This window comes from Clostridium lundense DSM 17049 (assembly GCF_000619945.1).
Taxonomy (GTDB): Bacteria; Bacillota; Clostridia; order Clostridiales; family Clostridiaceae; genus Clostridium_AO; species Clostridium_AO lundense.
This window is the reverse complement of the sequence record NZ_JHVC01000013.1, coordinates 66,866-82,055: the sequence shown is the minus strand read 5'-3', so window position 1 is coordinate 82,055 and position 15,190 is coordinate 66,866. Positions and strand designations below refer to the sequence as shown.

At 32.1% G+C, this 15,190-nt stretch carries 30 protein-coding genes; 24 read left to right on the top strand and 6 right to left on the bottom strand.

The window, feature by feature from the left end; all coding sequences use genetic code 11:
- Positions 1-507 precede the first annotated feature (507 nt).
- Entirely contained in the window at positions 508-942 is a 435-nt protein-coding gene (locus tag T514_RS0115220; RefSeq protein ID WP_027625560.1) for a helix-turn-helix domain-containing protein, read from the bottom strand.
- A 589-nt stretch (positions 943-1,531) separates the two neighbouring features.
- Between T514_RS0115220 and T514_RS26685 the strand changes: the two genes are divergently transcribed.
- On the top strand, positions 1,532-1,708 hold the full coding sequence (locus T514_RS26685; RefSeq protein WP_156939953.1) for a hypothetical protein: 177 nt from the start codon (positions 1,532-1,534) through the stop codon (positions 1,706-1,708).
- Here the strand turns inward: T514_RS26685 and T514_RS0115210 are convergent.
- Positions 1,705-1,908, bottom strand: a complete 204-nt coding sequence (locus tag T514_RS0115210; RefSeq protein ID WP_027625559.1) for a hypothetical protein — start codon at positions 1,906-1,908, stop codon at positions 1,705-1,707. The two genes, T514_RS26685 and T514_RS0115210, sit on opposite strands and share 4 nt — an antisense overlap.
- A gap of 249 nt (positions 1,909-2,157) precedes the next feature.
- Here T514_RS0115210 and T514_RS0115205 point away from each other — a divergent pair, with 249 nt between their 5' ends.
- Positions 2,158-2,688: a Mu transposase C-terminal domain-containing protein gene (locus T514_RS0115205; RefSeq protein WP_027625558.1), complete on the top strand. Its 531-nt coding sequence runs from the start codon at positions 2,158-2,160 to the stop codon at positions 2,686-2,688.
- Positions 2,689-2,695: 7 nt separating this feature from the next.
- On the opposite strand, the gene T514_RS0115200 is transcribed toward T514_RS0115205, so the two are convergent.
- Positions 2,696-3,073, bottom strand: coding sequence for a hypothetical protein (locus tag T514_RS0115200; protein ID WP_156939951.1), 378 nt, complete (start codon positions 3,071-3,073; stop codon positions 2,696-2,698).
- Between the two features lie 290 nt (positions 3,074-3,363).
- Positions 3,364-3,738 carry a hypothetical protein gene (locus tag T514_RS0115190; RefSeq protein WP_027625556.1) on the bottom strand — a complete coding sequence of 125 codons (375 nt, stop codon included), beginning with the start codon at positions 3,736-3,738 and terminating at the stop codon, positions 3,364-3,366.
- A gap of 243 nt (positions 3,739-3,981) precedes the next feature.
- Between T514_RS0115190 and T514_RS0115185 the strand changes: the two genes are divergently transcribed.
- Positions 3,982-4,266, top strand: coding sequence for a hypothetical protein (locus T514_RS0115185; protein WP_027625555.1), 285 nt, complete (start codon positions 3,982-3,984; stop codon positions 4,264-4,266).
- Here the strand turns inward: T514_RS0115185 and T514_RS0115180 are convergent.
- Positions 4,235-4,573 (bottom strand): hypothetical protein, encoded by a 339-nt coding sequence (locus T514_RS0115180; protein WP_027625554.1) that lies wholly within the window; start codon positions 4,571-4,573, stop codon positions 4,235-4,237. The two genes, T514_RS0115185 and T514_RS0115180, sit on opposite strands and share 32 nt — an antisense overlap.
- A gap of 70 nt (positions 4,574-4,643) precedes the next feature.
- On the opposite strand from T514_RS0115180, the gene T514_RS26995 reads away from it, so the two are divergent.
- The 7 genes from T514_RS26995 to T514_RS26185 all read left to right on the top strand — a co-directional run bounded on the left by T514_RS26995 (position 4,644) and on the right by T514_RS26185 (position 9,018).
- Positions 4,644-4,799 (top strand): DUF6906 family protein, encoded by a 156-nt coding sequence (locus tag T514_RS26995; protein WP_169735824.1) that lies wholly within the window; start codon positions 4,644-4,646, stop codon positions 4,797-4,799.
- Positions 4,800-4,814: 15 nt separating this feature from the next.
- The gene (locus T514_RS0115170) at positions 4,815-5,048 is read left to right on the top strand and encodes a helix-turn-helix domain-containing protein (RefSeq protein WP_027625553.1); all 234 of its coding nucleotides are present in this window, start codon (positions 4,815-4,817) and stop codon (positions 5,046-5,048) included.
- A 1-nt stretch (position 5,049) separates the two neighbouring features.
- Entirely contained in the window at positions 5,050-5,391 is a 342-nt protein-coding gene (locus T514_RS0115165) for a hypothetical protein (RefSeq protein WP_027625552.1), read from the top strand.
- 11 nt (positions 5,392-5,402) lie between these two features.
- Complete coding sequence (locus T514_RS0115160; protein WP_027625551.1) at positions 5,403-5,645, top strand: hypothetical protein; 243 nt, start codon at positions 5,403-5,405, stop codon at positions 5,643-5,645.
- 74 nt (positions 5,646-5,719) lie between these two features.
- Entirely contained in the window at positions 5,720-7,801 is a 2,082-nt protein-coding gene (locus T514_RS0115155) for a Mu transposase C-terminal domain-containing protein (RefSeq protein ID WP_027625550.1), read from the top strand.
- 12 nt (positions 7,802-7,813) lie between these two features.
- Positions 7,814-8,785 (top strand): AAA family ATPase, encoded by a 972-nt coding sequence (locus T514_RS25805; protein ID WP_027625549.1) that lies wholly within the window; start codon positions 7,814-7,816, stop codon positions 8,783-8,785.
- Between the two features lie 83 nt (positions 8,786-8,868).
- Positions 8,869-9,018 carry an aspartyl-phosphate phosphatase Spo0E family protein gene (locus tag T514_RS26185; RefSeq protein WP_084284604.1) on the top strand — a complete coding sequence of 50 codons (150 nt, stop codon included), beginning with the start codon at positions 8,869-8,871 and terminating at the stop codon, positions 9,016-9,018.
- Positions 9,019-9,116: 98 nt separating this feature from the next.
- Here the strand turns inward: T514_RS26185 and T514_RS26680 are convergent, their stop codons facing one another.
- Positions 9,117-9,278 (bottom strand): hypothetical protein, encoded by a 162-nt coding sequence (locus tag T514_RS26680; RefSeq protein ID WP_156939949.1) that lies wholly within the window; start codon positions 9,276-9,278, stop codon positions 9,117-9,119.
- 120 nt (positions 9,279-9,398) lie between these two features.
- Here T514_RS26680 and T514_RS26675 point away from each other — a divergent pair, with 120 nt between their 5' ends.
- The 14 genes from T514_RS26675 to loaP all read left to right on the top strand — a co-directional run bounded on the left by T514_RS26675 (position 9,399) and on the right by loaP (position 15,111).
- Complete coding sequence (locus tag T514_RS26675; protein WP_156939947.1) at positions 9,399-9,560, top strand: hypothetical protein; 162 nt, start codon at positions 9,399-9,401, stop codon at positions 9,558-9,560.
- Positions 9,561-9,607: 47 nt separating this feature from the next.
- A complete protein-coding gene (locus T514_RS0115130) occupies positions 9,608-9,883 on the top strand; it encodes a hypothetical protein (RefSeq protein ID WP_027625548.1) in 276 nt (91 codons plus the stop codon).
- Between the two features lie 16 nt (positions 9,884-9,899).
- Entirely contained in the window at positions 9,900-10,196 is a 297-nt protein-coding gene (locus tag T514_RS0115125) for a hypothetical protein (protein ID WP_027625547.1), read from the top strand.
- Positions 10,197-10,303: 107 nt separating this feature from the next.
- Positions 10,304-10,498, top strand: coding sequence for a hypothetical protein (locus tag T514_RS0115115; RefSeq protein WP_027625546.1), 195 nt, complete (start codon positions 10,304-10,306; stop codon positions 10,496-10,498).
- A 38-nt stretch (positions 10,499-10,536) separates the two neighbouring features.
- Positions 10,537-11,226, top strand: a complete 690-nt coding sequence (locus T514_RS0115110; protein WP_027625545.1) for a hypothetical protein — start codon at positions 10,537-10,539, stop codon at positions 11,224-11,226.
- 89 nt (positions 11,227-11,315) lie between these two features.
- A complete protein-coding gene (locus T514_RS26670; RefSeq protein ID WP_156939945.1) occupies positions 11,316-11,456 on the top strand; it encodes a hypothetical protein in 141 nt (46 codons plus the stop codon).
- Positions 11,457-11,470: 14 nt separating this feature from the next.
- The gene (locus tag T514_RS0115100) at positions 11,471-11,710 is read left to right on the top strand and encodes an AbrB/MazE/SpoVT family DNA-binding domain-containing protein (protein ID WP_027625544.1); all 240 of its coding nucleotides are present in this window, start codon (positions 11,471-11,473) and stop codon (positions 11,708-11,710) included.
- Positions 11,703-12,218, top strand: a complete 516-nt coding sequence (locus T514_RS0115095; protein ID WP_027625543.1) for a hypothetical protein — start codon at positions 11,703-11,705, stop codon at positions 12,216-12,218. The genes T514_RS0115100 and T514_RS0115095 overlap by 8 nt, the downstream gene beginning before the upstream one ends.
- Before the next feature lie 130 nt (positions 12,219-12,348).
- The gene (locus T514_RS0115090; RefSeq protein WP_027625542.1) at positions 12,349-12,756 is read left to right on the top strand and encodes a regulatory protein GemA; all 408 of its coding nucleotides are present in this window, start codon (positions 12,349-12,351) and stop codon (positions 12,754-12,756) included.
- Between the two features lie 133 nt (positions 12,757-12,889).
- Positions 12,890-13,201 carry a Mor transcription activator family protein gene (locus tag T514_RS0115085; RefSeq protein ID WP_027625541.1) on the top strand — a complete coding sequence of 104 codons (312 nt, stop codon included), beginning with the start codon at positions 12,890-12,892 and terminating at the stop codon, positions 13,199-13,201.
- 153 nt (positions 13,202-13,354) lie between these two features.
- Positions 13,355-13,675 carry a hypothetical protein gene (locus T514_RS0115080; RefSeq protein WP_027625540.1) on the top strand — a complete coding sequence of 107 codons (321 nt, stop codon included), beginning with the start codon at positions 13,355-13,357 and terminating at the stop codon, positions 13,673-13,675.
- Between the two features lie 5 nt (positions 13,676-13,680).
- On the top strand, positions 13,681-14,028 hold the full coding sequence (locus T514_RS0115075; protein ID WP_156939944.1) for a hypothetical protein: 348 nt from the start codon (positions 13,681-13,683) through the stop codon (positions 14,026-14,028).
- 11 nt (positions 14,029-14,039) lie between these two features.
- Complete coding sequence (locus tag T514_RS0115070) at positions 14,040-14,609, top strand: phage protein Gp27 family protein (protein ID WP_027625538.1); 570 nt, start codon at positions 14,040-14,042, stop codon at positions 14,607-14,609.
- Entirely contained in the window at positions 14,602-15,111 is a 510-nt protein-coding gene (gene loaP, locus T514_RS0115065) for an antiterminator LoaP (protein WP_027625537.1), read from the top strand. Before T514_RS0115070 ends, loaP begins: the two co-directional genes overlap by 8 nt.
- Positions 15,112-15,190 lie beyond the last annotated feature (79 nt).

Below are 15,190 nucleotides of genomic sequence, written 5' to 3'. Positions count from 1 at the left end.
ATAGAATAAGGGAAGTAATAACCGGGAAAGGCCGGGAATATAAGGGGTTGAACGGGGTAAGGTGGGAAGAGGTGTTTTCATGAAACGTGGCGAAGAAACCTCTATTTTTTTCGATTTTTGAAGGGTTTTTCAGAAATTTTCTATTTAAGCGTTATTCGTTATAACGTGTAATTGCATAGTCGTTAGACATTGATGTTTAGGGCGTTATATGAGGTTATCCACAATATAAATATACTGTGGATAACCCTTATTTTTTATATAAACCTAAGGACACCCCTAAGGACAACCTATAAAGTTGCATAAACCATTGAAAAATCAAGGGCTTAGCAATGGTTTATAGGTGGATACCCTAAGGACAGAAAATATACCACAATTAACCTATATTTAACTAGTATTTTATCATCAAGATCATATGAAAACAATGCCAATCATAAAAGAATAACTCTACATAATAATTTAAAAATGATACGAAAACACGTCAAAAAAGCATAAAAAATACATGTAAAATTAAGCAAGCTTTTCTTTAGTAGCGGCTTCCTCGTCTCCATTCGGATAAGGATATGACATTTCTTTTTTAGTAGCTTGAGCTTCAGCAATTTTGAGCTCAAGCATTCCTTCTATTTTAGCTTTTTCATGATCATCTATTTGCCTAAGCATTTCAATAAATTTTATTTCTTTATCTGTAAGATCTCCTAAAATATGTTGAATTACTTTTTCTTGTCCAGAGAGCTGCTCTTTCTTTGGTTCTTCGCCATCAATTAACCATTCCATTGTTACTCCTAATTTTTTAGAGAGATTATACAAAATTTTAGCATCAGGAATTCTTCCATTAACATAATTTGTTATTGCGTTTTTAGATAGATTAAGATCTTCAGTAATTTTTTTTTGAGTATATCCTGCTGACTTTAAGGCAAGTTTAAGTCGTTCTCCAAATGTATTCATAATATACACCTCCAAAACCACACAAAAGTGTGGAGAAATTTTATTATAATAATATTTAGTATATTAAAAACCCCACAAAAATATGAAATTATTGTTGACACCCCACAAATATGGGGTTATAATTAAATTAAAGATACGAAATCACATCATAATTTTAACACAGTTTATTTGAAAAAAGTATCTACAGCAAAATAAATTACATATGTGTTTGGTGGTTTAAAAATGTAAAACTACACTGGGTTTTATTAATTTCCCATGTGACAAAAAATAGCTCTTTGAAAATTTAATATGGTTTTTGACAGCATAGATGAAATAAAAATTGAGCTGGAGAGCGGGAGCGTGCGAAGATCCTTTCAGGGGAGCCGGGCCATAATACATGAATGGTCACTGCCAGGACACAGACTTAATTATGAGAGCTGAATAGATCAGCTTTGATAATTGAGTATACCTCAATAACAAATCTTATAAACACATCTAAGATTTATAACCTTTCTGATGCCTAGAAATCCTACTAAGGGCATCAAGGTAAAGCGGTGTTCCCATCTAAATGACACCAAGAGAAATATAAAAATTAAAGGAGGCACTTAATATGAAGTGGAGTAAAGTAAATAAGACTAAAAAAACAAGGAATTATCCTTGGAATATAAAAGAAGTTTTTGAAACCTGCAATTATAAAGCAGCAAATCAAAAACTTCATGATGGATGGAAATTATTGCAGGTACTTAATAATTCTAATAGATGTAATTATGTACTTGCAAGATATTAGAATGGTCTCACTGGTTCAGTATTCTTATTCCAAGCTAAGGAATAAACAAGGAATTCACGAGGAATTTCCTCATCAAAGTCAACGTTTTTAGCACAATTTATCAGTATCCAACCAGCAGACAGATAAGCGTTAACTTTATAATCGCAGGAACCATCTATATTGGTTAGTTCAATTATTTCTTTTATAAGTTCATACTCCATGGACTCACCACCTCTCTGTTTAAATATGGAATCTGGACAATTTCATTTTATAACAGTTGGTGAAGTAAAACAATACAAGGGAGAGGATAATTTGAATTGTAACCTTAGCTTATATGTGGGTAGCAACCATAATAAATTATTGTAGTTTATAACCTATTACCGGGTGGTAACCGGAATCTATGTAGGGAGATGATAGTGTAGAGTAGAAAATGACACCAAGATAACAAAAATTGAAAGGAGCTTTAAGTAATGGATAATAAAGAATATTCACGTAGAGTAAGTTGTCGTGGAATAACTATAGGTGGTAAGACATATTGGGATTCAGAGTTAATAAAATATGTTGGTGAAAAAGTAACACTACAGTATATTGATGAGGATACTATTATAGTTTTTCATAAATCAAACTGTATATGCCAAGCTAAAAATAAAGAAATGATTTACAATGAATCTCTTGTTATGAAACCTTGGTGTAAAATTAATTCTCAAGAAGCAAATACAGAAATTACTTCATCGATACTCGAAAAATTGCTTGAAACTAATAAAGAATTAGTTGATTTTTGCTTTAATAATGGATTAATTGATTTTGAAAAATTCAGAACTGTAACTCAACTTAAAATTTCATGGCTCTTAATATCAAAATCAATAATTATAAAAAGTCAACTAGATGCAATTAAACAAATAGTTGACTTAAATAGCGAATTAACTAAGCTATGTTATGAAAATACAGATGAAAAGCAAGTTAGACAAGTATCAAAACGAACTTTAGATAAAATCAAATAGATGGAAGCTACTTCGAATTAAGTTTTTCTTCTAGCTCAGAGATTTGATTTTCAAGTAATTTGATTTTTTCTTCAAACTTAACAAATGTAGATCCTGTCTCATCAGCTATATTATTGCACATTTTTTCTAAAATGGTTGTAAAAGCAGCAATAGAATGTCGGTATGTAGAATGACAAACTTGTTCAACAAAATCAGAGTATGAAGGTATGATACTAACAGAGTTATTACTATTTATATCTTTTACTAACTCTGCAAAAGTTTCTTCGCTTTCACTCTTAAACTGATCTATATACTTAATAAGTATATTTGTTAAAGAAATATAGATTTCAACACCTTTTTTATTCAATATATTCACCTCGTATTTATGGAATCTGGACAATTTCATTTTATAACAGCTGGTGAAGTAAAACAATACAAGGGAGAGGATAATTTGAATTGTAACCTTAGCTTATATGTGGGTAGCAACCATAATAAATTATTGTAGCTTATAACCTATTACCGGGTGGTAACCGAAATCTATACAGGGAGATGATAATAAATGATAAAAAAAGAAAAAAGCCCCTTAATGAGGAGCAAAAAATATAAGACTATTCATAAATATTCAATAAGTATAAGAGAATTTAATCCTTGTAATTTTATGCTTAAACCATGTGATATTTACAGAAATAATGCTATCTAAATATGATGAATTTTACCAAGATTATTTTCAATTAATTCATTATATAAGAACTGTTTCATATCATCTGGAAATTCACAAGGACATTGATTTATATTATTGAGTCTTTGTATTGCTTCATAAAATCTTACAAAAAGTAGATATCTAACTTCAACCGGTTCACATGCTACTAAGTTGTGGAAATCTTCATAAGTAAAATTAGCTTCAAATTTTGTAATGATATATTCAGTTCTTGGGAGATATTTAAGAATTATATTTGGGTAATCTTTATCATTAAAAGCCTTAGCATAATTCGTAAGTTCTGTATCATTATAAATAATTGCTGAACATATTTGATTTAACACGCCAGCTTGTTTTTTAGGATCAGCAAGCATTTAGGTCACCTCCCTTCATGTTGATAGTAGATTAGACAACTATATTTTAACATGAAAGGATTAAATCTCAAACGACTATGTTATAAATATTGGAATTTATAGCTTATATGTGGGTAGCAACCATAATAAATTATTGTAGATTATAACCTATTACCGGGTGGTAACCGGAATCTATGTAGAGAGATGATAATTTAAACATAGAAATATTTAAAAGTCATTAATAAATGCTAGGAGGTCTAATAGATGAAGAATGAAGTTGAAAAAAGATTCCTTAGAGATAGGGTACTATTTATATTTAAAGTCACTGGAAAAGAACAAGAAATGAGAGACAAATTTAAAGAAGAAACATCCCTTTCAGATAAAAAGATAAAAAGATTTTTAGAAACTGGATTTACAACTGAAAGAGATGCTAGGAAAATTTTCTGTTTCTACCAAAGATATTATGGAGCTTATTTGTTTTTGAAAAAAGATTATAAAAATGGATTTTATGGTCCACTTAAACCTTGGTGTAAAAATTATAATGCTTAAAACTATTTATGTTTTTTTTCTTGGTATGAGTAACAATTGCAGAAGATAAATTTTCACATTCTTTGTCAAAGTTGGCTTGGTCATTTGATTTTGGTAGAAGCTCTAGTAAGCCATAATTAATTATTGGAGTTTTATTAGTCAGTAGAACCTTAATGAATTTTTGAATAAATGCATCAAGACCACTGACAGTTTCATTTGGGACTAAGTCACCATTAATAAAATCCATTTTAAAGTCTTTTTTATAATCATTAACATTAAGCCTTGGCTTTAATGTTGAATGAATAGAAGTTTTTGGTTTCCATTCCAAAACAATCACCCCCTTTCAAGAATATTTTACCACAGGGGGCAAGCAAAAAACAAAGGAGGTTAGGGAAAGTTTGAAGCATGGGAAAAAGCCTACCAGAAATCAAAAGATAGCAATCAAGGGTAAAAAGCTTAATCCTGATAACTGGCTAGTTGTAAAGGATAATAGTAAGGAATTAGTAATAATTCATAGGGATACAGGTACTGTTAGGAGCTTTGAAAAGGCATAGGGAGGAGCTGATATTATGAGAAGAAACAACAATACTATACCTATTTTTGGAGTGCAGGTAAAGAAAAGACTTATAGAGCTTAACATGACACAAAGGCAGCTTGCTGGAGAAATTGGAGTAAATGAAAACTACCTAACAGACATACTAAACGGAAGACGTTCAGGGAAGAAGTACAGGGATGCAATTACCAAAAGATTAGATTTAGAAGCAAAGGAAAAAAGATATCAACCAGTAAAGGGGGTGATATAGGATGACAGGAATTATTGACACTCAAGCACTTTCAATGTATAAAGAGGATTTTAAGGAAAGTATAAATTTAGCCATTGAGCCTGAGTCACCAGAGCTAAACATTCATTTTTTAGAATATCGTTATAAGATGCTTAAGGAGCAGGAAGATATTTTAAGCAGAAAAAGAGAGGAAATCAAGGCTGAGATAGAAAAAACAATGGCAAGGTTAGGGGGTGAGCTTTTTACAATTAATCAGATGCTAAGATATACCCTAAAGGAAGAGGGAGCTTGTGAGTTTAAGATTGAGGAATTAAAGGAACTGCTTAATAAGGAAGTAGCAGTAAAAACTGCGGTTAATGAGTAGGAGGCTTTACTATGAATAAAAAACTAAGATTAATAGTTGCTGAAGCTTTGCTCTACTCAAAGGGAAAAATTCTAAAAAAGAAAGACCAGTTCAATCTTACTGTTAATATCTGCAACCAAAAAGGAATTCGAGCCCCATCATATTCTACCTTTTTAAGGGTAAGGACTTCAATTCTTGAAGAATCCTTTGAGAATAATCTGGAGCTCGAATCCATAATTAAACTTTTAAAAGAACCCGAAAGCTCTGACAAATAAACTAACTTCATGATAGCATATCATGGAGAATTTTTCAAGAGCTTCAGGAAGGCAAAAAGGAGGGGATAAGTAGAATGATTGATAGTTATGTTGATGTTAAGGTTGCAGCTGAATTGACAGGAGAGAGTGAAAGATCTGTAAGAAGAAAAGCCGCAGAAAATAAATACACATCAAGAAGCATATTGGATGCAGGTGTTGGCAAAGGAGGTTTAAAGCTTCAAGTTCTTGTATCCTCCCTTCCGGCAGAAGCACAAATTAAATTTATTGAAAAGTACGGTGCAGACCAGGAAGTTTCAGCAACGGCAGTAGATGAAGTAATAGACATAGATATGGCAGCGTATAAAGAAAAGTTTGGTGAAGAAGGTATGAAGGAATTTGTTAAAAAATATGAACTGGTTCAAAAGGCTCTAGAGATAGAAGCTACAGCAAAGGGAAATAAGACAATACTTTGGGAGGAACTTGCTAAAGACAATGGAGTATCAAAGCGTAACCTTGATAGATGGATTAAAGGCTTTAAGGAGTTTGGAGCAAAGTCTTTAATGAGGAAAGTTGAACGTAGCAATAAAGGTAAAACAAGAAGCACTTGTTATGCTGCTAAGGTTATGCTATTTGAAAAGTGGCTTAATAAAGCAAAAAGAAAAAAGACAAAGGTTTTGAAAATGGTCATAGAGTATGCAGAAAGTGAAGGAGCAAAGGCTTGTGAAAACTGTATTTTTAGAGAAGGTACAGATGCCAGGATTAAAGCTGAAGATTCAGGAATGGATTTACCGATATGCAATGAACCAGTAAAAGAAGGCTTGATTGTTTCAACAAGTCCTGCAACAATAAGCAGAATCTTAGATGCAGCAATATCAGAAGAAGTATATACATACGCAGTATATGGAAGAAAAGCATGGGAAGCTAAATTCATGCATAAGGCTACAAGAGATAAGCCTAAGCTTATTAATGAAGTGTGGTTTGGAGATCATCATGTATTGGATGTATTTATTAAAGACAAGGATGAAAAGATTGTGAAGCCTTGGTTAACAGCTTGTTATGATGCAGCATCAGGCTGTATTGTTGGCTGGTGCTTAAGTACTAATCCTAATAGTCAGACCATAGCAGAAGCTCTGGTATATGGAATAAGTGATAAAAAGGATTTTCCATTCTGGGGACCACCATTAATAGTATATACCGATAATGGAAAGGATTATAGGTCACATGCTTTTGAAGGTGGCAGCATAGTAGATAAATCCTTTGGAACAGGAATGCCATTCCATGTGGATACTGTAGGGATTTTAAAAAGTTTAGGCATAGAAAATACTCATGCTAAAGCATATCATGGATGGGCAAAACCAATTGAAAGATGGTTTGGTACGTTCGCAGATCAATATGTTAGAGAGCTTCCGGGTTGGTGTGGAAATAATCCAGAAGAAAGACCAGAAGGCTTTGAGAAGGATCTTAAAAAGCTTGCACAGCAGGATAAATTGTTTACAATGGATGAACTTAGAGACTGGTTTATAAATGTTTTAAATGAATATCATAATACACCACATAGTGGATATGGAGGTAATAAACCTATTGATATTTATCTAAGTGGAGAAAAAGCGAGAACCGATAAGCCTAGTATGGCAATATTAAGTTTACTTAAGATGGAAGTTGAAGAGAGAACTATTACAACTCAAGGAATCACCTTTGATAAAAAGTTATATTGGCATAAGGAGCTTTCTGATCGCCACTTAATAAATGAAAAAGTTCAGATAAGGTATAACAAGGAAAATAAGGATACAATACTGGTTATTCATCAAGGAAAGTTTATATGTGCAGCTAACATGAAGGAAAATCTAAAAATGGTAAGAGAAGATGAAGAAAAGATTGCTGAACATGTTGGCAATCAGAAGAGACAGGAGAGGGAGGTTAAGGAAAGAATTGCAGAGCTTTTAGGAAAACCTGCTCCAAAACAACCTAAAAAATCTACTTCAAATATGATGACTGGAGATATGGTTGAAAATGATAAAGGAAATATTACCAGTATAGAACATGAAAAGGCTATGAAGGCTTATAAGGAAGCTGTAGATGGTAAGAAAAAGAAAAAATCTACTGAAGAAGCTGGAATAGTTGATAAGAAATACCTTGAAACAGGTGAAGAAATTCTTAAAAAAGTAATGAACAAATAGGAGGTTTTATAGATGGAAGCAGCAAGAATATTAGAGAGAAATGTTAATTTTAACAGGATGGGTATTGAAGAGCTTGGAGAAGAGCTTAAAAAGTTAAGAGAGAACGAAGGTATAACTTTTGAGGAAATATCAAAGCAGGTAAATGTTAGCAGAACATATATATCACAGCTTGCAAATCAGCATAAGGCGAGTACAGATGTGATGGATGCGGTAAGAAAGTTTTTATACAGCTATTATAATATACCTGAGGATGAAGATGTAAAGGAGTTTAAAAAGGATATAGAATTATTCCCAACTCAAGAATTTAAAAAGGCACTAGGCTTTATTGAAGATATTAAAAACAGAAGGAAATTAGGCTGTATTATAGGGTATCCCGGTTCAGGAAAAACAACAATTGTTAAGCAATATTCTAAGAACGTACCAGGCATTGTATATGTTGAAGCCTTTCAAGGCATGAGGGAGAAAGATTTGCTTGAAATAATAGCAGAAAATCTAGGAATAGCTCTAAAAAGAGGTTCAGCATATAAATTGGTTAAGCAAATTATTGATGAGTATGATGGCAGAGAAATATTGTTCATAATTGATGAGTCGGAGTACCTAAAAAAATGGGATGTATCAAAGTTTGATACCATAAGAAAGATATGGGATAACACAAAGATTCCTATGCTTTTAGTAGGAACTGAGGTATTAGAAGATTATTTAACACATGGTGGCAACTTTAAAGAAAATTTATCACAGCTCTATAGAAGAATTTATAAGATGAGGCTTGAAGGAATTAAGGAAAAGGAAGTCAGGGAAATATTAAGTCAATATAATATTGATAGAGAAGCTGAAAATATGTTAGTAGCTCTTGCAATTGACTATAAGCATGGAGGCATGGGTAACTTTACAGAAGTCTTAGAATTATGCCTTCAGGAAACTAATGGTGAAGTAATTACTGGAAGCATAGTAAGGAATGCTAAAAACTATAAAATGCTATACTAAAAATTTTCAAATAAGATGGCAAAAAAACATTTGGAGGGTTAACTAACCCTCCAAAATTCATCATGTAAAGGAGATTGAAGTGTATGAATGAAGAAAATGTTAGAAAAGAATTGCATGATTGTATTGATAAGTATGGCATTCAGGATATTAAAACCCTTAAAAAATCACAGGAATTAGATGAAATTATCTCAAATATCATGGCTGTGAGATATATACAGGCTAGTATAAAATAATCAGTTTTGACAACAAGGATATACCTTAAAAAGGTGTATCCTTTCTAAATATTCCACACAATAAGGGGTATTGTAGGGGTGTAGTGAGTTTTTAGGTGTTAGTTATCCTTTGACTCCTCACAGTTAGTACATTCTGGACAAACTGTATTAACTGTAGATACTGAATAAGTATTTTGCGAACATACCATAGTTCCGCATTTAGTTTGTGGTACTGGTTGAGCATCAAATTCTTTACCGCATTTTTCACATTTAACTATCATGTTTATTACCCCCTCATCAAATACGACCACCCCTACAAAGATTATTTTAACATACTTTGTATAAAAGTTATAAATTTTGTTAATAGCAGCACCGCCTTAATTTAAGGAGGAAGATAGAAAATGATTAATTTTACAAAAATAGTTCATAAGAATCAAATTATTGATGAAAAAGGCAATATTGTTCAAGAAGGTACTCCTATAAATGCTGAATTATTAAATCGATATGAATCCATAATTGAAGAGCTTGTAAACAAAGTAAACCAGTTAGAAGAAGCTAAATAAGAATATAAACTTGGCGGTGCTGTTTTATATTTAGTTGGAGGTAAGTTATGAATAACAATAATAAAAAAGGTTCTGACAATGTTGGAATTGTGGCATATATGAAGATTTTAGAAAGCAAGTTTGCATTTGAGGAGTTTAAGGCAATGGAACCAGCTTTAAAAAATTCTTTTTCAATGATTGCAAAACAATTAAGAATATTTTATGAAGCACTTTTAACAGAAGGATTTACCAGAGAAGAAGCTTTTCAAATAATAAATACTCAATCTATGGCAATGCTTAATCCTAATATTTTTGGAGGCGGTAACACTCAATCAGATAGATAGTAAAGGTGGTAATTCTATGAGATACAAAGGCATAAAAGCTTTAAAAAAATGCTGTAAGGACTGCTTTTTCAAAGAAGGTGTAAAATGTACAAGTTTCTATTCTCCAGAAATCGAAGATGGAAATACTGTTTGTATAAATTATTCTCCAGTGAATGTTGCTAAAAAGTATACTGAAATTTCACTACATCTAAGGCATAGTTTAGACTTTGAATATAGAATTACTTACTATGATCCACAAGTGAATGAAAAGCATAAAAAAGATTTAGAAAGCATTAAGAGAAGAATTGAAACATGGGAAAGTATATTTCTATAAAGAAAGGTTATGAACTGTTGGGAGTCAGATTTGGCTAAGCAAGTATTAGAAAATGAGAGCATGAAGGCATGTTGTACTATGTGTGCATTAAGAAAGGGGATGAGCTTATGAAGGCAATAGCAAAAGCTAACTTTGGATATGATATGTATCCATATACCAACTGGAAAAAAGGCAATGAATATCCATGCGAGATAAAAGACAATGGCAATAAGATCGATGTTGATGATGAAGAAGGCATCACATTTCACTTTGTAGGAAATGCGAAGAAGCATTTAAGTAAAATATTTGAGTTTGTTCAATAATTGAAGATATGAAGAACTAAAAAAATGGAGGGATTATAATGATAGATTTAAATAAAATTGTTAATGATACTTTGTCTACTCTTGAAAAGGAAAACTATGTTGAAAAGATAGTTAAAGATAGATTTGAAAAGACAATAAAAGATATTGTAGATGATGTCTTCAGAGAATACAGTGATTTTGGAAAGGCTCTAAAAAAACATATAGAAGAAAATCTTAATGTTAATTTGGATAAATTAGAGTTGTCAGGATATAACTGTTTAATATTAGCAGCACTTAAAGAAAAATTAGATGAAGTAATAACAGTACAAGGTATTGAAAAGGTAAAAGAAGCTACCGAAAAGATGCTTTCCGATGTTAAGAGAGAGTATAAATTAAGTGAAATTATAGAGAAAATCAAAGAAGGTATTGATCAAGCTGATGTAAATTATGATGATAAAATGACTTTAATAATTGAACCTACTAGTGGTGGATATTGCCATATTTATATTGATGAAGAAGAAAAAGATTACAAATACTCATGTGATTATCAAATTAATATAGATAAAGAAGGCAAGCCATACAGCATAACACTTAGAGATGAAACCCTAGATACTAGAAAAATACTTGGTGGACTATATGGAGTAGATGCATTACTATTTAAGATTTATGGAGCTGGTTCTAAAATTGTATTAGATCATGGAACAGATCCAGAAGATTATGATTTATATTTAAGTGATGAAGATTATTAATTTAGAGTTGGTGAAAAGAAGTATAGTCATATGGAACTTTATGAAAAAGTCATAGAACCAATAAGAAAGTTATAAGGGAGGGAAATGCAGTGACAAAGGAATCTAAGGAAGCTTTTCTAAAAAAGGCTAACGAGACTCCTGCGGTAATATTGACACAAATGTACATTAATCTTAAGGTTTCATTTAAATGCGAGGATGGAAAAATAACTGAAATAAGATATAAGAGTTAAGGAGGAATTTATTTATGAAATTTAAGAAAATTAATAAAGCTGGTGGGTTAACAATACCAGCAGATCTAAGAAGAGATTTAGGATTTGATTCAGGAGATGCTGTTGACTTAGTGATAGAAGGAGGAAATATTGTAGTAAAGCCTCATGTACAGAAGTGTTTATTCTGTGAAAGTGATAAAAAGGTTGTTGTCTATAAAAATAAAAGGGTATGCAGTGACTGCATAAAGGAACTTGGAGGTATGATTAATGAGTAATATTGGAGAAATAGTAGACAAGTATGCTGAATGGGATAAGCTTGTTGAGGATGGCAAAAAAGAAATCAATAAAATTAAAGCAGATCTTCAGAAAGAAGCAGTTTCACAGTTAGAAAATTCAAAGACTAAGCAAGTTAAGTTTTGGGGAAATGATAGCAATTGTGCTACAGCAACTAATACTGAATCAGTAAAACTTATAAGTATAGAATATTTAAAGCAGATGATTCCTGAAAATGTTCTAGCTGATTTTGTTAAAGAAGAGAAAGATTATAAGATGACTGATGCTTTTAAAAAGATGTTGGCACCCATCTGCTTAGGTAACTATGTAGAACAAAAAGTTGTAGATATTATTGTACAACTACCTGTAAGTGATGATGATAAAAAACTAGCCAAGAAGAAATTAAAGGGAGTATGGGAAAAGGACAAAGCTTTTCTAGTAAGCATTGGTATGACAGAAGATGATGCAGAGCATTGGGCATATTTTATAAGCGAGGCTAGTGCATGGTAAAAAGTAAGCCATTTCTTAAAGGTTTCAGGATTTAAAGAAGGTACAGAAGAGTTTAATGAGGCTCTAGAGGATCTTAAGAAGGCTGTTATAGTAGATGAAGGGATTAAAATAGGCATAGAGTATAAGGTTGATGATGAAGATGCGTAAAATATATGCCAGACAAAGAGCAAAGATATTTGCAACTGCTAAGGAGCTTGATTTAGATAATGAGCTCCTTCATGCTTTTATTGAAAATCTTGTTGGAGTTACTAGCATAGCACAGCTTACAAGTTTACAGGCAGCAATGGTTATTGATGAACTTGAATATAAGAAAACAGGAGTAAGAAAAGAACCACAATATAGAAGTAATATGGCTACAGAAGACCAAGTATATAAGATCCATGCTCTTGAAAGAGAATTAGGATGGGACAGCAATCCCAAAAGACTTAATGCCTTCATGAAAAAATACTGCAGAGTTGAAAATGAAAAGTGGCTAACCTTTGATAAGGCTTCCAACCTCATAGAAGCACTTAAAAAGGTTGCAGAAAGAGACAGATGATATTAATATTACATTTAAGGTATGACATAAATTTTCAAGTAAGATGGCAAATTTTAAAGTTCACTAGCCAATATAAGTATAATTTACCATTTTACTTTTTGAAAAAATAGATTAAAATAAAGGGGGTGGTACTTTGGAAGAATTAGATAAAGAACTACTTAATCCGGACATACTTCCAGAGCCATACGCTTATTATGCCAAGATAATCGGAATTGATAATTTATGTAAGATAGCTGAGAAGTTGGGCGGGACAACGATATATATACCAAAGTACGACACGCTTTTTAAGACAATTAGGAATGAAAAAATAAAGAAAGAATTTAATGGGTATAATTATCAGGATTTAGCTATAAAATATAACATATGTGAAAGGACAGTTAGGAACATATGTGATGGAGTTGTCCCTGTAATTGATGGGCAAGTAACATTATTTGATAGCTTATAACTTTCTTAGCAAGTTGCAAATTTCCAAGAAAATTCTAAAGGATTAAAATACCAGTATAGAGGTTAAAAAAACCTCATACTGGTATTTTTTATTTTTTGCGGGAGGGAGCTATATGAAGGTACTAAAGCATGGAGTTATGGGGAGGGTCAACTTATGGGTAGCACTTGGGTTTATCAAATAATTATAACTTGTGTCATAGGTATAATCGCCTACTTTCTAAAAGACACTAAGAAGTTATTTGAGGATAGGTTTTGCAAGCTGGACAAGGACATAAAAGAGACTTTACAAAAGAGCGAAAAGGATATAAAAGAACATACGGAAAAAATAGACCAGCTCAGAGATGATTTAAATGAGCATAAAGAAGATGTGAGCAAAGAATATGTTAGAAAATCTGATTATCTCCAGACTACTGGAGAAATAATGAAAAAGCTTGATAGAATTTTTGACATTTTACTTGATATGAAAGGAAAGTGATGAATTTGGATACTGAACAATTAAAGAAAAAAGCAATGGAACAGGTAATTGCAGCTGAGGCCAGAAGGAAAAGAGGAATCATAATAAGAACCATTGCACTTGTTTTTAAAACAAGATGGTTCAAAATTGCAGACTTGAAAGCAGCTATTTCAGGAAGGGATATTGACGATTCTGAGTTATATGATATTTTGGATTACTTTGAAGATAAAGGGATTATAAGAGCTAGAAATGAATTAACTAAAAATCCAGTGGAGGTTTTGGACGCGGATCAAGAAGATGATGAAGTTAAACTTACATCTAAAGGCACAGATGTAATTCAGTTTTCAATACCGGAACCAGGAATCGACCTATAAGGGGTGATATTTTGGGAAAGGAAAGAGAAAGGACAAGAATAAAATGCAGAATTGATGAATTCCCTGAAGAAATAAAGGAATTAATTAATCAAAGGCTTGCTGATGTAAATATAGGCTATGTTGAAATAGCTGAAGAAGTTACTGAGCTTGGGTATCCAATAAGTAAATCTTCCATAGGCAGATATGCTTTCAGGAATAATAATATTGCAAAGTCATTAAAAGAATCTGCAGAGCAGATGAAGGTTATAGTCGAGGCAGTGAAAGAAGATAAGAATCTTGATGTTATTGGGGCAGTAAATCAAATGATGGCACATGGATTAGCTCAAAGAATGGCAATAGCTCAAGAAGAAATGTTAGAGATGCCTATAGATAAAGCAATGCGTGTAGCAGTACAGCTTGAACGCTCTACTGTTTACAAAGAAAAGTTCAAGCTTGAATATAAGCGTGGAGTTAATGATGCATTATCAAAGCTTAAAGAAGAATTAAAGCAGGAGCTTAAACAACAGCCGGATTTATTCAAACGAATGTGTGAATTGGCTGATAAGGTGGCAGAAAGAATGGAGAGTGAAAACAATGAATAAATGGTACGTGCTCCATGTAAATACCACTTGCGAAGAAGACGTTAGCAGAGTTTTAAAAAGAGATGCTCTAGGAATTGATGTAAGAGTTTTCAAAAGAGAAATGCTGGAGAGAAATAAAAATATATGGCAAAGAGTTTTAAGACTATTGTATCCCGGTTATGTATTTATATATTGTGAGTTGAATGAAGATATTTATTACATTATAAAAAATACTCCTGGAGTAATAAGGATACTTGGAAGAATGGATACAGGAGGTCTTCCAATACCTATCCCAGATTGTGAAATGGAAAGAATATTACAATTTGTTGGTGATGGTGATACTGTAAAGATTTCTAAGGCTGTAATTAAAAACAACAGAATTAAAATTTTATCAGGTGCCCTTTTGGGTATGGAAAGATTTATAACAAAAGTTGATAAACGCAAAGGTAGAGTTAAAGTAAAATTTTATCTTTATGATAAACCTAAAGAAATTGAGTTTTGTATTGATTTAAAAGAACCATAAGTATAAACTAACCTGTTTCGGCGGTAGTTTAGGCTATGGGGGCATAAATTTTTTAGCTGCAGCTTAGTTTTAAAGTTGT

Bases quoted from the DNA above. Each gene is read 5' to 3' on its own strand.
- T514_RS0115220 (WP_027625560.1), bottom strand. From the start codon at position 942: ATGAATACATTTGGAGAACGACTTAAACTTGCCTTAAAGTCAGCAGGA.
- T514_RS26685 (WP_156939953.1), top strand. From the start codon at position 1,532: ATGAAGTGGAGTAAAGTAAATAAGACTAAAAAAACAAGGAATTATCCT.
- T514_RS0115210 (WP_027625559.1), bottom strand. From the start codon at position 1,908: ATGGAGTATGAACTTATAAAAGAAATAATTGAACTAACCAATATAGAT.
- T514_RS0115205 (WP_027625558.1), top strand. From the start codon at position 2,158: ATGGATAATAAAGAATATTCACGTAGAGTAAGTTGTCGTGGAATAACT.
- T514_RS0115200 (WP_156939951.1), bottom strand. From the start codon at position 3,073: ATGAAATTGTCCAGATTCCATAAATACGAGGTGAATATATTGAATAAA.
- T514_RS0115190 (WP_027625556.1), bottom strand. From the start codon at position 3,738: ATGCTTGCTGATCCTAAAAAACAAGCTGGCGTGTTAAATCAAATATGT.
- T514_RS0115185 (WP_027625555.1), top strand. From the start codon at position 3,982: ATGAAGAATGAAGTTGAAAAAAGATTCCTTAGAGATAGGGTACTATTT.
- T514_RS0115170 (WP_027625553.1), top strand. From the start codon at position 4,815: ATGAGAAGAAACAACAATACTATACCTATTTTTGGAGTGCAGGTAAAG.
- T514_RS0115165 (WP_027625552.1), top strand. From the start codon at position 5,050: ATGACAGGAATTATTGACACTCAAGCACTTTCAATGTATAAAGAGGAT.
- T514_RS0115160 (WP_027625551.1), top strand. From the start codon at position 5,403: ATGAATAAAAAACTAAGATTAATAGTTGCTGAAGCTTTGCTCTACTCA.
- T514_RS0115155 (WP_027625550.1), top strand. From the start codon at position 5,720: ATGATTGATAGTTATGTTGATGTTAAGGTTGCAGCTGAATTGACAGGA.
- T514_RS25805 (WP_027625549.1), top strand. From the start codon at position 7,814: ATGGAAGCAGCAAGAATATTAGAGAGAAATGTTAATTTTAACAGGATG.
- T514_RS26185 (WP_084284604.1), top strand. From the start codon at position 8,869: ATGAATGAAGAAAATGTTAGAAAAGAATTGCATGATTGTATTGATAAG.
- T514_RS26680 (WP_156939949.1), bottom strand. From the start codon at position 9,278: ATGATAGTTAAATGTGAAAAATGCGGTAAAGAATTTGATGCTCAACCA.
- T514_RS26675 (WP_156939947.1), top strand. From the start codon at position 9,399: ATGATTAATTTTACAAAAATAGTTCATAAGAATCAAATTATTGATGAA.
- T514_RS0115130 (WP_027625548.1), top strand. From the start codon at position 9,608: ATGAATAACAATAATAAAAAAGGTTCTGACAATGTTGGAATTGTGGCA.
- T514_RS0115125 (WP_027625547.1), top strand. From the start codon at position 9,900: ATGAGATACAAAGGCATAAAAGCTTTAAAAAAATGCTGTAAGGACTGC.
- T514_RS0115115 (WP_027625546.1), top strand. From the start codon at position 10,304: ATGAAGGCAATAGCAAAAGCTAACTTTGGATATGATATGTATCCATAT.
- T514_RS0115110 (WP_027625545.1), top strand. From the start codon at position 10,537: ATGATAGATTTAAATAAAATTGTTAATGATACTTTGTCTACTCTTGAA.
- T514_RS0115100 (WP_027625544.1), top strand. From the start codon at position 11,471: ATGAAATTTAAGAAAATTAATAAAGCTGGTGGGTTAACAATACCAGCA.
- T514_RS0115095 (WP_027625543.1), top strand. From the start codon at position 11,703: ATGAGTAATATTGGAGAAATAGTAGACAAGTATGCTGAATGGGATAAG.
- T514_RS0115090 (WP_027625542.1), top strand. From the start codon at position 12,349: ATGATGAAGATGCGTAAAATATATGCCAGACAAAGAGCAAAGATATTT.
- T514_RS0115080 (WP_027625540.1), top strand. From the start codon at position 13,355: ATGGGTAGCACTTGGGTTTATCAAATAATTATAACTTGTGTCATAGGT.
- loaP (WP_027625537.1), top strand. From the start codon at position 14,602: ATGAATAAATGGTACGTGCTCCATGTAAATACCACTTGCGAAGAAGAC.